This window comes from Sphingomonas sp. R86520 (assembly GCF_042466285.1).
Lineage (GTDB): Bacteria > Pseudomonadota > Alphaproteobacteria > Sphingomonadales > Sphingomonadaceae > Sphingomonas.
Window position 1 is genome coordinate 932,756 of record NZ_JAXHBZ010000001.1, and the last position, 13,275, is coordinate 946,030.

Consider the following 13,275-nt stretch of genomic DNA (forward strand, 5'->3'; position numbering starts at 1 on the left):
AGGCTTCGCTGCAATCGCATCCCAGCGTGTCGCTGCAATCATCGTGCGTCGGGGGGACCACCTTGCTTTGCCGTACCCGCGGCATCAACTTATGGCGTACGTACATCCGTTCAAAAGCTTCCCGAGGTTTCTTCATGCAGATCGTCTTCGCCCCGACCGCTCCCGCCAACGCCCCGATCCTCGCCGTGCCGGTCGCGAAGGACGGCTTGGCGCAGATCAAGTGGCGCGCGATCGGTGGCGATAGCGAGGCGGTGGCGACGAGCGCGGCCGCGGCGGCACGCTTTGCAGGCGAGGCAGGATCGGTGATCGAGCTGTTCGTGCCCGTCGACGGCGCGGTTCGCCAGGTCCTGCTCGTCGGGGTCGGCGCCGGTGGAACCGGGGAATGGGAGAAGGCCGGCGGTGCGATCACCGCGCGCCTCCTCACCTCGGGCGCAAAGTCGGTCGTTGCCGACCTCTCGGCCGGCGTCGCGCCGACCCCGACGGCTGCTGCGCACTTTGCCGCTGCCGCCGCCCAGCGCGCATGGCGCTACGACACGTACCGCACCAAGCTGGCCGAGAAGTCGAAGCCGACTTTGACCGAAATCACCATCGCCGGCGCGCCCGACGGCACCGATGCAGCATGGGCGGAAGCGGCTGCGGTAACTGGCGGTCTCGACCTGACCCGCTGGCTGGTCACGTCGCCGCCGAACGTCGTCTATCCCGAGAGCTTCGTCGAGAAGGTGACGAAGGACGTCGAGGGGCTCGGGCTCGAGATCACCGTGCTCGACGAGGCGCAGATGACCGAGCTCGGCATGGGTTCGTTGCTCGGTGTCAGCCAGGGTTCGCGGCGTGAAGCGCGCATCCTCGCGCTCAAGTGGAACGGGGCGGGGGCGGATGCGCCGACGCTCGCGTTCGTCGGCAAGGGCGTGACGTTCGATTCGGGCGGCATCTCGATCAAGCCCGGCGCGGGCATGGAAGACATGAAGTGGGACATGGGGGGCGCAGGCGCGGTCGCCGGCGCGATGAAGGCGCTCGCCAGCCGGAAGGCGAAGGCGAACGTCGTCGGCGTGATGGGCTTGGTCGAGAACATGCCCGACGGCGCGGCGCTGCGTCCGAGCGACGTGATCACGTCGATGTCGGGCCAGACGATCGAAGTGCTCAACACCGACGCCGAGGGTCGCCTCGTGCTGTGCGATTGCGTGACCTGGGTCCAGCAGGCGCACAAGCCGACCACGATCGTCGATCTCGCGACGCTCACCGGCGCGATGATCGTCGCGCTCGGTACCGAGAATGGCGGCATCTTCGCCAATGACGACGCGCTGGCCGACCAGCTAATCGCGGCGGGCAAGACCACCGGCGACACGCTCTGGCGCTTCCCGCTGTCGCCCGCCTACGACAAGCTGATCGACTCGCCGATCGCCGACATGAAGAACGTCGGCCCCCGCGGTGCCGGCTCGATCACCGCGGCGCAGTTCATCAAGCGCTTCGTCGACGAAGGCGTGAAGTGGGCGCATCTGGATATCGCCGGCATGGTCTGGTCGGACAAGCCGGGCACGAACCACGACAAGGGCGCAACCGGCTACGGCGTGCGCCTGCTCGACCAGTTCGTCGCCGATAATTTCGAAGGCTGAACGCAGGAATTCCCCTCCCGCTTGCGGGAGGGGCTAGGGGAGGGGCCAACCGCGAGCGGTATCGAGCGAGGCAAAGCCCTCCCCGACCCCTCCCGCAAGCGGAAGGGGAGTAAGCAATGCAGGTCGATTTTTACCACTTAAGCAGCCCCCTCGACCGCGTCCTCCCGCGCATCGCCGAGCGCGTTGTCGCAACCGGCGGCCGCCTTTTGATCGTTGCCGAACCCGAAGAACAGCGCGTGGCACTCGACCGCCTGCTGTGGTCCTACGCCCCCGAGAGCTTCCTTCCCCACGCTCAGGCCGGCAGCAACGACGATTCCGCACAGCCCATTCTGATCGCCCAAAAAATACCCGAAACCGCCCCCGCGAACGCCGCGCGCAACGTCGCGGTGGTAGACGGACGTTGGCGTGATCTTATCCTGACGTTTGATCGCGCCTTCCACATCTTCGACGACGAAGCGATCCGCGAGGCGCGGCTGGCCTGGAAGGCACTCGCCGACCGCGAGGGGATCGAGCGCCGCTACTGGAAGCAGAACGACTCCGGACGTTGGGAGCAGGCTGCTTAGGGGGAGGAGGCCGCGCAGGTTGCTTTAGGCCCGATCCGCGCCTAAGCGCCGCGCATCCAATTACCGTCAACACAGGAGCCCGTGACCATCATGGCCGCGAACCGTACTTTTTCGATCATCAAGCCCGACGCAACCCGCCGCAACCTGACCGGTGCGGTCACCAAGATGCTTGAGGAAGCCGGCCTGCGCGTCGTCGCTTCGAAGCGCATCCAGATGACCCGCGAGCAGGCCGAGGGCTTCTACGCGGTCCACAAGGAGCGTCCGTTCTTCGGCGAGCTCGTCTCGTTCATGATTTCGGGCCCGGTCGTCGTCCAGGTTCTCGAAGGCGAGAACGCGATGCAGCGCAACCGCGACATCATGGGCGCCACCAACCCCGCCAACGCCGATGCCGGCACGATCCGCAAGGAGCTCGCCGAGTCGATCGAAGCCAATTCGGTGCACGGTTCGGATTCGGACGAGAACGCCGAGATCGAGATCGCGTACTTCTTCAAGCCCGAAGAAATCGTCGGCTGATGACCTGGCGGCTGCGACGGGCTGAGCCGGGCGATGCGCCCGCGCTATCGCTCGTCGCATCCGCCACGTTCCTTGATACCTATGCGACCGTGCTGTCCGGGGCCGACATCGTCGCCCACTGCACGAGGAAGAACAGCATCGCCGCGTTCGAGACGTGGCTGGGCGATCCGGCGACGATCGTGACGCTGGCCGAGTACGAGCCAGGCCACGCGCCGATCGGCTACACGGTGTTGACCGTGCCGGACTTCCCGATCGAGCCCGGCCCCGCGGATATCGAACTCCGCCGCATCTATCTTATGAAGCAGGCTCAGGGCTCTGGGCTGGGTGCCGCGCTAATGGCCCGCGCACTCGAAGACGCCGTAGCGGCGAGCCGAACCCGCATCCTGCTAGGCGTATGGGACCAGAACACCCGCGCCCGAGCCTTTTATGAACGCCAAGGCTTTCAGGTAATCGGCGCCCGCCAGTTCATGGTGGGCACCACGCTACACGACGACCCGGTCTACGCGCGAGCGGTCTGAGGAAGCGGACTATGAGGTAGGCCAACGCAGAGGGCCACCACCCCGGCGAAGGCCGGGGCCCAATTGCAAAGGGCGAAGTAACGGAACGCTGCCGTCAATTGGCAACGTTGCCCAATTGGGCCCCGGCCTTCGCCGGGGTGGTTGCTTCCAGAGGAGCGCGACTTACGCCGCCGGCTTCTCTTTCGCCCAGATCGCATCGAGCTTCGCCTGATCGCCGCCACGCTGGCGGACGCGCAGACCCTCCAGCTTCAGCGCGCGGCCGCGTAACACCCGCCCCTCGGTCTTCCAGATCACGTCGTAGATTCCGCTGGCAGACCGCGTCGCGTCACCATCGAAATACTGCACGCTGACCAGCACCGGCAGCCGTCCCGCCCGATCGTCCGCCCCACCATCGGTAAGCTTCAGCAACGGCGCCGAGAACCACGACCCGTCGATGACCGGCTCAGCCGGCGGCCGCTGCGCTGCAACCCCGAGCGCCCGCGGAAACGTGATCGTCACATCCTGGAGATCGTGCCGCGCATCCTTCAGCAACAGCGTATCGCCGCCATCCTGCACGATTGCCGACAGGTCGATCTTCGACCGCTCGTGCGCCGCGCTCGACTGTGCGGCGATCTTGTCCGCTTCGTCCGCGCGGTGATCGGACCAATTCGTCCAAAGCGTAAGCGCGGCGATCAACACGCCGGCGACCGCCACAACCTCGGCGAGTGTCACCCAGCGCCGCCGCGTTGCCGCCGCTTCCTGCCGTTCGGTCGGTGTCTCGGTGCTCATCGTCCGCCAGCCTCCAGCAGGCGGGCAGGGGCCGCCAGTTCCCAGCTCCGCGCGATCCGATCCTCGACCAGTGCCCAGTCGGGATCGCCCGCGACATTCATGCCAACCCAACCCGTCGCGCCGAGATACGCAGGGCGAGAATACACGGCCGGGTTCGCCTCGATCAGCATCGCCTGCTCGTCGCTCCCGCCGGTCTTCACGCACACCGTGGTCAGCCCGTCGCCGTGGTGATCCGCGCGGAACTGCGCGAACTGCTTGCCGGCGACGAAGAACGTCGGCTGACCATGCGACACGGTCTCTTCGGTTTCGGGCAACGCCAGCGCCGCCGCGCGAACGCGGGCGAGGGGGGACAAGTCGGTCATCGCGTCACGAACTCCGCCAAGGTCTTCGGGTACAAGACATGTTCCGCCGCCAGCACGCGATCCGCAAGCGCCTCGGCATCGTCGCCGGCAAGGATCGGCACTTCGGCCTGGCCCAGCACGACGCCGCCATCGAGTTCCTCGGTCACGACATGCACCGAGCACCCGCCGGCGGCATCGCCCGCCGCGATCGCCCGCGCGTGCGTGTCCAGTCCCTTGTACTTGGGCAGCAGCGACGGATGGATGTTGACGATCCGATCGCGCCACGCCGCGACGAACCCGTCCGACAACAACCGCATATAGCCGGCGAGCGCAACGACCTCGACACCAGCCTCGCGCAACGCCGCATCGATCGCCGCCTCGTAAGCCGGCTTGCCCAGACCCTTGGGCGAAAGCGCGAACGTTGCCACGCCCTCAGCGCGGGCCCATTCGAGCCCAGCCGCCTCCGGCTTGTCGGACGCTACCAGCGCGATCTCGTACGGGCACGCCGCCGCACGTGACGCGCCGACCAGCGCCATCATGTTCGATCCGCGCCCGGAGATCAGTACGCCGACGCGCGTCTTCTCAGCCATGCGTCGCGGTCCAGTCCTCGCGCGCGCTCCAGGTGCCGGCAGACCCCCGCACCGTGCAGCCATGCGACCCGGCCTCGATCCGTCCGATCGTGAACACGGTCTCGTGCGCCGCTTCGAGCGCCGCGGTCACCGCGTCGGCTTCGTCGGTACTCACGATCACCACCATGCCGATCCCGCAGTTGAACGTCCGCGCCATCTCCTCCGGCTCGATCGCGCCCTGCGCCTGCAGGAACGCCATCAACCGCGACTGCTCCCACGCATCCGCATCGACCACCGCGTGGACGCCGTCGGGCAGCACTCGCGGAATATTCTCGAGCAGACCTCCGCCGGTGATGTGCGCCAGTCCCTTGATCCGCCGCTCGCGCAGCAACGGCAGAAGGCTCGCGACATAGATGCGAGTCGGCGCCATCAGGTGATCGATCAGCAACTTGTCCTGGTCGAACAACGCCGGACGATCGAGCTTCCACCCGCGATCGGTGGCCAGCCGGCGCACCAGCGAGAACCCGTTCGAATGTACGCCCGACGAGGCCAGCCCCAGCATCACGTCGCCCGCGGCGATCTCGCGCCCGGTCAGCACGTTGGTCCGCTCGACCGCACCGACGCAGAAGCCCGCGAGGTCGTAATCGCCGTCCGCATACATGCCCGGCATCTCGGCGGTCTCGCCCCCGATCAGCGCGCAGCCGGCGGTCTTGCACCCTTCCGCGATCGAGGCGACGACGCGCTCTGCAACCGCGGCATCGAGCTTCCCGCTCGCGTAATAATCGAGGAAGAACAGCGGCTCGGCACCCTGGACGATCAGGTCGTTGACGCACATCGCGACGAGATCGACGCCGACGCCTTCATGCCGGTCCCATTCGATCGCGAGCTTCAGCTTGGTGCCCACGCCGTCGTTCGCCGCGACCAGCAACGGATCGACGAACCCTGCCGCCTTGAGGTCGAACATCCCGCCGAAGCCGCCGAGATCTGCGTCCGCCCCCGGCCGCCGCGTCGAGCGTGCGAGCGGGGCGATCGCCCGCACCAGCGCGTTGCCCGCGGCGATCGAAACACCCGCCTGAGCATAGGTGTAAGGGCCCGAAGCGGGAGCGGCGGAGTCTGGCGTATCGGTCATGATCGGTGCTGCTAGCCACATCGCGCTTGGATTTCCACGTCTGCTTCGCCAAAAGGCCCGCTTGATGCGTATCCGTACCCTTCCCACCGCCCTGGCCGGCGCCGCCCTGTTGTTGAGCGGCGGAGCCGTGCTCGCGCAGATCGAGGGCGGCAGCCGAGGCGCCGCCCCGGTCGACAGCGGCAGCGCGTACGAGGTGAGCGGCGTCACGGTCGATGTCGCTGGCAAGACCGCCGACGCCGCACGCTATTCCGGCTGGCGGCTCGCCCAACGAAAAGCCTGGGTCCAGTTGTCGAACCGGTTGGGCGGCGGCGGCGGCCTGGTTTCCGATGGCACGCTCGATTCGCTGGTGTCCGGGATCGTCGTCGAGAACGAACAGATCGGCCCGCAGCGCTACATCGCCAAGCTCGGCGTGCTGTTCGATCGCACCCGCGCCGGATCGATCCTCGGTATCTCGACCTACGCCGATCGCTCGCAACCCATGCTCGTCATCCCCGTCCAATATTCGGGCGGAGTCGGTCAGGCATTCGAGCAGAGCACGCAGTGGCAGCAGGCCTGGGCGCGCTATCGCACCGGCAACAGCAGCATCGACTATGTCCGCCCTTCCGGCTCCGGTCCCGACGCGCTCCTGCTCAACGTCGGCCAGACCCAGCGTCCCGGCCGCGGCTGGTGGCGAACAGTGCTCGACCAGTACGGCGCAAGCGACGTGCTGATGCCGGTCGTGAAGCTCTATCGCCAATGGCCCGGCGGCCCGGTGATCGGTGTGTTCGAAGCACGCCACGGCCCCGACAACGACCTGATCGGCAGCTTCACGCTGCGAGTCGGTACGCCCGACGGCCTGTCGCAGCTGCTCGATACCGGCGTGAAGCGGATCGACGACCTGTACCAGCAGGCACGCCGCAACGGCTCGCTCCACGCCGACGACAGCCTGTCGCCACCGCCGCCGCCCGAAGCCGCGGTGATCGACGACCTGCCGGCCGACGACACCACCGACGCCAACACGGCGGTGCTGACCGGCGGCGCTGGCGTCTCGATCATCGTCCAGTTCGACACGCCCGCTGCGACCGCCGTCTCGTCCACTGAAGCCGCACTTCGCGCCATCCCCGGCGTCCGCTCGGCGGCCACCACCAGCCTTGCGCTGGGCGGCGTCTCGCTGATGCGCGTCGCCTATGACGGGGACCCTGCCGCGCTGAAGACCGCGCTCGAAGCCCGCGGCTACCAGGTATTCGGCTCCGGCCAGACGATCCGCATCCGCCGGGTCGCCCAACTTCTTCCGCCGGATCTGCCCGCGGACAATGCGACGACAGGGTGAGCGCGACCAAGATGACTCAAATCGCGCTGCCACTCGGTTGGCCGGCGGACCCTCGCGATGACGCCTTCCTGGTTACCCCATCGAACTCGCGGGCGGTCCACACGCTGGAGCATACCGCGACCTGGCCGGTCATGACCGCCATCCTCACCGGACCGCGCAAATCGGGCCGTAGCCTGCTCGCGCGAATCTTCGCGGCGAAGAGCGGCGGCACCATCATCGACGATGCCGAGCGCGTGTCCGAAACGCAGCTGTTCCACGCCTGGAACCGCGCGCAGGAGGAGCACAGGCCGCTGCTGATCGTCGCCGACGCCGCGCCGCCCGAATGGAAGGTGAAGCTTCCCGACCTGCGCTCGCGTCTTGCTGCCAGCCCGATCGCAGCGATCGGCGCGCCCGACGACGAGCTCATGCGGCTGTTGCTGGCGCATCTGTTCGAGCGCCGCAGCCTCGATGCACGCCCCGATCTGGTCGACTGGCTCGCGACCCGAATCGAGCGCAGTCATATTACCGTAACGCGAACCGTCGATGCGCTCGATCAGGAGGCGATGGAACGTCGCAAGCGCTTGTCGATTAATCTTGCACGAACCACACTTACCGAGGCCGGGCTGATCCTCCGGCCGCAACTCGCTCTCGACCTCCCGCTCTTTACGCCACCATAAGCACCCAAGAGGCCCGATGAACCGTCCAGCGCATATCGTCCGCCAATCGGAAGACGACGACGATCCCATCGGCGCAGAGCCGAACGACCGGTATTTCAACCGCGAGCTCTCCTGGCTGGCGTTCAATCGCCGCGTGCTGGAGGAGGCATGCAACCCTGCGCATCCTTTGTTGGAGCGACTCCGCTTCCTGTCGATCTCGGGCTCGAACCTCGACGAGTTCTTCATGGTCCGTGTCGCCGGCCTGAAGGGCCAGCAGACGCAGGATGTTGACCGGCGCTCGGCGGACGGTCTTACCGCGGGGCAACAGCTGACCGCGATCGTCCGCGAAGCCGATGCCCTGATGGCCAGCCAGCAGGCGGTATGGGGCGACCTGCGTGTGCTGCTCGACGAGGCGGGCTTATTCGCGCTGCGTCGTGAAGCTGTGGAAGGCGAGGCCGACGAGTGGCTCGAAACGCATTTCCGCGATCAGATCTTCCCGATCCTGACCCCGCAGGCGCTCGACCCCGCACACCCGTTCCCGTTCATCCCCAACCGCGGCCTTTCAGTAATCTTCGACTTGGTCCGCCGCTCGGACAACGAACCGGTTCGCGAACTCGTCATGCTCCCGCACACGATGACGCGCTTCGTCCGCCTGCCCGGCGAGCCTGCGCGCTACATTGCGATCGAGACCTTGCTTAAGCGGTTCGCCCCCGTCCTCTTCCCCGGCTACGAAGTCCTCGCCGCCGCCAGCTTCCGCGTCCTGCGCGACAGCGACATGGAGATCGAGGAAGAAGCGGAGGACCTCGTCCGTTACTTCGCCAACGCGATCAAGCGCCGCCGCCGTGGCCGCGTGATCCGCCTGGAACTCGAGACCGGTATCCCGGATGTGCTGTCCGCCGTCCTCAAGGACGAGCTTGGCGGCGCGGACGCGATCATAACCGAGAGTGGCAATCTACTCGGCATCGTCGACCTCGACGGGTTGGTCGACGAAGATCGCCCCGACCTGAAGTTCCCGCCCTTCACGCCGCGCTTTCCCGAGCGTATCCGTGAATTCGGTGGCGACTGCTTCGCGGCGATCAAGGCCAAGGACATCGTCGTCCACCACCCGTACGAGACGTTCGAAGTGGTGCTCGCCTTCCTGAAACAGGCGGCGAATGACCCCGACGTCGTGGCGATCAAGCAGACGCTCTACCGTGCCGGCAAGCAGCCCGCAGTCATCAACGCGCTCATCACCGCTGCCGAAGCGGGCAAGTCCGTCACTGCGGTCGTCGAGCTGAAGGCACGGTTCGACGAAGAGCAGAACATGGTCTGGGCCTCCGCCCTGGAGCGCGCGGGCGTGCAGGTCGTCTACGGCTTCATCGACTGGAAGACGCATGCCAAGGTGTCGCTGGTCGTCCGCCGCGAGGGGCAGGCGTTCCGCACCTACTGCCATTTCGGGACGGGCAATTATCACCCGGTCACCGCCAAGATCTATACCGACCTCAGCTTCTTTACCGCCGACGCCGCGGTCGGGCGCGATGCGGCGCAGATGTTCAACTACATCACCGGCTACGTCGAGCCGACCGACATGGCGCGGGTCAGCCTCTCGCCGCGCGATCTCCGCCAGAACCTGATGAACCTCATCGACGTCGAGATCGCCAACGCCCGCGCCGGCAAGCCCGCCGGCGTCTGGGCGAAGATGAACTCGCTGGTCGACCCCGCGGTGATCGAGAAGCTGTACGAGGCGAGCGGGGCAGGGGTCGAGATCGACCTCATCATCCGCGGCATCTGCTGCCTGCGCCCTGGCGTCCCCGGCTTGTCCGAGACCATCCGCGTGAAGTCCGTGATCGGGCGTTTCCTGGAGCACAGCCGGATCTGGGCGTTCGGCAACGGCAAGGCACTGCCAAACGACGGCGCCAAGCTGTTCATCTCGTCCGCCGACTGGATGCCGCGCAATTTCGATCGGCGCGTCGAATATATGCTGCCGATCCTCAACCCGACCGTCCACGACCAGATCCTCGATCAGGTCATGGTCGCCAATCTCATCGACAACGAGCAGAGCTGGGAACTGCAACCCGACGGTGAGTATAGCCGCGTCGATCCCGGCGACCGCCCGTTCAACCTGCATCGGTATTTCATGACGAATCCTTCGCTCTCCGGCCGCGGTGCCTCGCTCGCGACCAGCAATGCCGTGCCGACCCTGTCGCTCCGCCGAAAACGATGAGCGTTACGAACCTGCTGTTCGGCAACGCGAACCCGAAGGCCGAGACGGACGATCACCCGCGTACCGGGATCATCGACATCGGCTCGAACTCGATCCGTCTGGTGGTGTATCAGGGCCCGCCGAGACTCCCGGCTATCCGGTTCAACGAGAAGGTCCTTGCCGGTCTCGGCCGAGGGCTGGCGGCAACCGGATCGATCGAGAAATCGGCGCTGAAGACCGCGCGCGTCGCGCTTGCGCGATTCGCAGCGGTTGCGCGTGAGATGGAATGCTCGACGCTCCGCACGGTCGCGACGGCGGCGGTACGCGATGCGAAGAACGGCGGCGAACTCATTGCAACCGCAGAGCAACTAGGCCTGAAGGTCGAGACGCTTTCCGGCGAGCAAGAGGCGAGCGCAGCAGGCTATGGTGTGCTTTCCGCGATCCCGGAGGCAGACGGTATCGTCGGCGATCTCGGCGGTGGCAGTCTCGAACTGGTCCGCGTCCGCCGCGGCAAGATCGAGGACCGCGTCTCGTTCCCCTTGGGCGTCCTGCGGATCGGCCCGATCCGCGCCAAACGCGGCAAGGTCCTCGAACGCCATGTCGCACGCCTGGTTCGCGAAGCCGGCTGGACCGCGCGCGGGCAGGGCCTTCCCCTGTACCTCGTCGGTGGTTCGTGGCGGGCACTCGCGCGGCTCGACATGGAGCTGTCGGATTACCCGCTGCCGATCATTCACCAATATTCGATGACCGCCGCAACGATCACGCGGCTCAGCCGAACGATCCCGCAGCTCTCCAAGCCGCGTCTGAAAGCTATCCCCGGTCTCTCCTCCGGCCGCACGGCGACGCTGGCGGATGCGGCGGCGTTGCTGGGGCTGCTGATGCGGCAACTCGGCAGCCGAACCACCGTGGTGTCCGCATACGGCCTGCGCGAAGGTCTTCTCTATGAGGACCTGAAGCCCGCAGACCGCGCGCTCGATCCGCTGATCGTTGCCGCCCGCGAGGAAGGGCGTTTGCTAGGACGCTTCCCCGAACACGGTGACCTGCTCGATCGCTGGATCGCACCGCTGTTCACCACCGAGCCGCCGGCTACGGCCCGCATTCGCCACACGGCGTGTCTGCTCGCCGACGTAGGCTGGCGCGCCAACCCCGAATTTCGCGCCGAACGCGGCGTAGAGGTCGCGCTGCACGGCAACTGGGTGGCGATCGACGCGCCGGGCAGGGGGATGCTGGCGCAGGCGCTCTACACGAGCTTGGGCGGCGATCTGTCCGCCGGCGATACCGTCGGACGATTGGCGTCTCCGGCGGCAGTGAAGAGTGCGACCGCCTGGGGCCTGGCCATGCGCTTGGGCCAGCGGATGAGCGGCGGGCTTGCCGGACCGTTGAAACGCTCGCGACTTGCCGATGATGGCGTGTCCCTCACGCTGACGCTGCGCCCGGATGATCGCGGTTTATACGGCGAAGCGGTAGAACGGCGCCACAACGCACTTGCCGCCGCGCTGGGACGAAAACCCCAGTTGGCGTTGAGCTGATCCCGTCCTCACTCGTCCCGCTCTCGATCGGGAGCGGGACGAAGGAAGACGAGCGGGTCAGGCGCAGGTGAAGCGTTCGATCCGGCCCTTGGCATCGACGTACACATTCAGCCGATCAGCGCGGAAATCCATCGTCACCGCCGTATTAGGCGCGATCCAGCGGAGCGTGCGCGCGCCCGACCGGGTCTGCATCACGTCGGCCCGAGCGTCGCTAGCTCGCTTACCGACCAGATCGCCGAGCGAGTCGGCACTGCACGTCGCGGCAACTGGCGAAGCAGCAGGCGTCTCGCCGCGCATCTCGACGGGCGTGCACGCCGCCGAAGCCAGCAAGGTTGCAGCCAGGAGGATCTTCATGCGGCATCCTCCGTACGCGTCATCTTGAGCTTCCCGCCGATCACCGCAAACGCCAGCCGCCCCTCGACCAGATCGAGCGCGTCGCGGCCGAACTGATCGAACCGCCAGCCTTCCAGCATCGGCAGGCCGGTCCGCACGCCAGCCGCTAGCGCCTCCAGTTCATCCGTCCGCGCCAGCAATTTCGACGCAACATCAATGTCTCGCGACCGGATCTTCAGCAGCAGCTTGAGGAGATCAGCGACCAGCGATCCTTCCTTACCGAGACCCGGCTTGCGATCGTCGCGCGGCGGCAGTTCGTCGTCGCCAAGCGGCTGCGCGCCCTCGATCGCCGCCATCAGGCGGCCACCGATGTCGTTGCCGGCCCAAGTCGCCGACAGCCCGCGAACACGTGCGAGGTCGGCCTGCTTCTTCGGCGGATGCCCCGCCATGTCGCCCAGCGTCTCGTCCTTGACGATCCGCCCGCGCGGCAGGTCCTTCGCCTGCGCTTCGAGCTCACGCCAACGTGCGAGAGCCTTCAACCGCCCCAGCACGTCAGGCTTGCGCCCCGAGATCCGCACGCGTTTCCAGGCCAGATCAGGATCGTTCGCGTAGTTGGCGGTATCGCCCAGCCGCTCCATCTCCTGATCGAGCCAAACGCCGCGCCCGGTCTTGCGCAACCGCTCCAGCATCTTCGGGAAAATCTTCGACAGATGCGTGACGTCGCCGATCGCATATTCGATCTGTCGCGCGTCGAGCGGGCGCCGCGCCCAGTCGGTGAACCGCGCGCCCTTGTCGACCGCGATCCCGAGCCAGCTGTCGACCAGGTTCGAATAGCCGATCTGCTCGCCTTGGCCGAGCGCCATCGCCGCGACCTGCGTGTCGAACAGCGGGAAGGGGGTCTTGCCGGTCAGGTTGTAGACGATCTCGATGTCCTGCCCGCCGGCATGGACCACCTTCAGCACGTCGTGATTCTCGACGAGGAGGTCGAGCAGCGGCTTCAGGTCGATCCCCGGCGCCATCGGGTCGATCGCGGCGGCTTCCTTGTCGTCGGCGATCTGGATCAGGCAGAGCTCCGGGTAATAGGTGCTTTCGCGCATGAATTCGGTGTCGACGCACACATAGTCGGCGTCGGCCATGCGCGCACACAGATTGGCGAGCGTGGCACTGTCGGAGATAAGCGGGTGGATATGCATTTGAACGCCATAGCGAGGGTCCGGCGGGTTGACAAAGGTGTGCAGTAAAGGGAAGCGCGCGACATCCAATTAGCCGTCATCCC

General features: G+C 66.7%; 14 protein-coding genes. 8 read left to right on the forward strand and 6 right to left on the reverse strand.

Annotated elements, in window-relative coordinates; all coding sequences use genetic code 11:
* Positions 1–134: 134 nt before the first annotated feature.
* From SJY41_RS04515 to SJY41_RS04530, 4 genes are all read left to right on the forward strand, one after another.
* Positions 135–1,610 (forward strand): leucyl aminopeptidase, encoded by a 1,476-nt coding sequence (locus SJY41_RS04515; RefSeq protein ID WP_380779428.1) that lies wholly within the window; start codon positions 135–137, stop codon positions 1,608–1,610.
* 116 nt (positions 1,611–1,726) lie between these two features.
* Positions 1,727–2,173 carry a DNA polymerase III subunit chi gene (locus SJY41_RS04520; protein ID WP_380779430.1) on the forward strand — a complete coding sequence of 149 codons (447 nt, stop codon included), beginning with the start codon at positions 1,727–1,729 and terminating at the stop codon, positions 2,171–2,173.
* Positions 2,174–2,263: 90 nt separating this feature from the next.
* The gene (ndk, locus tag SJY41_RS04525; protein WP_056058698.1) at positions 2,264–2,686 is read left to right on the forward strand and encodes a nucleoside-diphosphate kinase; all 423 of its coding nucleotides are present in this window, start codon (positions 2,264–2,266) and stop codon (positions 2,684–2,686) included.
* Complete coding sequence (locus tag SJY41_RS04530) at positions 2,686–3,204, forward strand: GNAT family N-acetyltransferase (RefSeq protein WP_380779431.1); 519 nt, start codon at positions 2,686–2,688, stop codon at positions 3,202–3,204. The genes ndk and SJY41_RS04530 overlap by 1 nt, the downstream gene beginning before the upstream one ends.
* A 162-nt stretch (positions 3,205–3,366) precedes the next feature.
* Here the strand turns inward: SJY41_RS04530 and SJY41_RS04535 are convergent, their stop codons facing one another.
* Genes SJY41_RS04535 through purM form a run of 4 tightly spaced genes read right to left on the reverse strand, consistent with a single transcriptional unit; the run spans position 3,367 to position 6,011 of the window.
* Entirely contained in the window at positions 3,367–3,972 is a 606-nt protein-coding gene (locus SJY41_RS04535; RefSeq protein ID WP_380779433.1) for a hypothetical protein, read from the reverse strand.
* Complete coding sequence (locus tag SJY41_RS04540; RefSeq protein WP_380779435.1) at positions 3,969–4,334, reverse strand: MmcQ/YjbR family DNA-binding protein; 366 nt, start codon at positions 4,332–4,334, stop codon at positions 3,969–3,971. Before SJY41_RS04540 ends, SJY41_RS04535 begins: the two co-directional genes overlap by 4 nt.
* Complete coding sequence (purN, locus tag SJY41_RS04545; RefSeq protein ID WP_380779437.1) at positions 4,331–4,903, reverse strand: phosphoribosylglycinamide formyltransferase; 573 nt, start codon at positions 4,901–4,903, stop codon at positions 4,331–4,333. Before purN ends, SJY41_RS04540 begins: the two co-directional genes overlap by 4 nt.
* Positions 4,896–6,011 carry a phosphoribosylformylglycinamidine cyclo-ligase gene (gene purM / locus SJY41_RS04550; protein ID WP_380779439.1) on the reverse strand — a complete coding sequence of 372 codons (1,116 nt, stop codon included), beginning with the start codon at positions 6,009–6,011 and terminating at the stop codon, positions 4,896–4,898. The genes purN and purM overlap by 8 nt, the downstream gene beginning before the upstream one ends.
* Before the next feature lie 64 nt (positions 6,012–6,075).
* On the opposite strand from purM, the gene SJY41_RS04555 reads away from it, so the two are divergent.
* The 4 genes from SJY41_RS04555 to SJY41_RS04570 are packed head-to-tail and all read left to right on the forward strand — an operon-like array spanning position 6,076 to position 11,666.
* A complete protein-coding gene (locus SJY41_RS04555) occupies positions 6,076–7,320 on the forward strand; it encodes a heavy-metal-associated domain-containing protein (RefSeq protein WP_380779441.1) in 1,245 nt (414 codons plus the stop codon).
* 11 nt (positions 7,321–7,331) lie between these two features.
* On the forward strand, positions 7,332–7,976 hold the full coding sequence (locus SJY41_RS04560) for a chromosomal replication initiator DnaA (protein WP_380779443.1): 645 nt from the start codon (positions 7,332–7,334) through the stop codon (positions 7,974–7,976).
* Positions 7,977–7,992: 16 nt separating this feature from the next.
* A complete protein-coding gene (locus tag SJY41_RS04565) occupies positions 7,993–10,158 on the forward strand; it encodes an RNA degradosome polyphosphate kinase (protein WP_380779445.1) in 2,166 nt (721 codons plus the stop codon).
* Entirely contained in the window at positions 10,155–11,666 is a 1,512-nt protein-coding gene (locus SJY41_RS04570) for a Ppx/GppA family phosphatase (RefSeq protein ID WP_380779446.1), read from the forward strand. Before SJY41_RS04565 ends, SJY41_RS04570 begins: the two co-directional genes overlap by 4 nt.
* Positions 11,667–11,723: 57 nt before the next feature.
* On the opposite strand, the gene SJY41_RS04575 is transcribed toward SJY41_RS04570, so the two are convergent.
* Together SJY41_RS04575 and rnd are read right to left on the reverse strand one after the other, a co-directional pair.
* The gene (locus SJY41_RS04575; protein WP_380779448.1) at positions 11,724–12,020 is read right to left on the reverse strand and encodes an I78 family peptidase inhibitor; all 297 of its coding nucleotides are present in this window, start codon (positions 12,018–12,020) and stop codon (positions 11,724–11,726) included.
* On the reverse strand, positions 12,017–13,192 hold the full coding sequence (rnd, locus tag SJY41_RS04580; protein ID WP_056048878.1) for a ribonuclease D: 1,176 nt from the start codon (positions 13,190–13,192) through the stop codon (positions 12,017–12,019). Before rnd ends, SJY41_RS04575 begins: the two co-directional genes overlap by 4 nt.
* Between the last annotated feature and the right edge of the window lie 83 nt (positions 13,193–13,275).

Excerpts from the sequence above, each read along its gene's own strand:
- SJY41_RS04570 (WP_380779446.1), top strand. The coding sequence starts at position 10,155 with ATGAGCGTTACGAACCTGCTGTTCGGCAACGCGAACCCGAAGGCCGAG.
- SJY41_RS04575 (WP_380779448.1), bottom strand. The coding sequence starts at position 12,020 with ATGAAGATCCTCCTGGCTGCAACCTTGCTGGCTTCGGCGGCGTGCACG.
- SJY41_RS04515 (WP_380779428.1), top strand. The coding sequence starts at position 135 with ATGCAGATCGTCTTCGCCCCGACCGCTCCCGCCAACGCCCCGATCCTC.
- SJY41_RS04565 (WP_380779445.1), top strand. The coding sequence starts at position 7,993 with ATGAACCGTCCAGCGCATATCGTCCGCCAATCGGAAGACGACGACGAT.
- SJY41_RS04530 (WP_380779431.1), top strand. The coding sequence starts at position 2,686 with ATGACCTGGCGGCTGCGACGGGCTGAGCCGGGCGATGCGCCCGCGCTA.
- SJY41_RS04535 (WP_380779433.1), bottom strand. The coding sequence starts at position 3,972 with ATGAGCACCGAGACACCGACCGAACGGCAGGAAGCGGCGGCAACGCGG.
- purM (WP_380779439.1), bottom strand. The coding sequence starts at position 6,011 with ATGACCGATACGCCAGACTCCGCCGCTCCCGCTTCGGGCCCTTACACC.
- SJY41_RS04555 (WP_380779441.1), top strand. The coding sequence starts at position 6,076 with ATGCGTATCCGTACCCTTCCCACCGCCCTGGCCGGCGCCGCCCTGTTG.
- purN (WP_380779437.1), bottom strand. The coding sequence starts at position 4,903 with ATGGCTGAGAAGACGCGCGTCGGCGTACTGATCTCCGGGCGCGGATCG.
- SJY41_RS04540 (WP_380779435.1), bottom strand. The coding sequence starts at position 4,334 with ATGACCGACTTGTCCCCCCTCGCCCGCGTTCGCGCGGCGGCGCTGGCG.
- rnd (WP_056048878.1), bottom strand. The coding sequence starts at position 13,192 with ATGCATATCCACCCGCTTATCTCCGACAGTGCCACGCTCGCCAATCTG.
- SJY41_RS04560 (WP_380779443.1), top strand. The coding sequence starts at position 7,332 with ATGACTCAAATCGCGCTGCCACTCGGTTGGCCGGCGGACCCTCGCGAT.
- SJY41_RS04520 (WP_380779430.1), top strand. The coding sequence starts at position 1,727 with ATGCAGGTCGATTTTTACCACTTAAGCAGCCCCCTCGACCGCGTCCTC.
- ndk (WP_056058698.1), top strand. The coding sequence starts at position 2,264 with ATGGCCGCGAACCGTACTTTTTCGATCATCAAGCCCGACGCAACCCGC.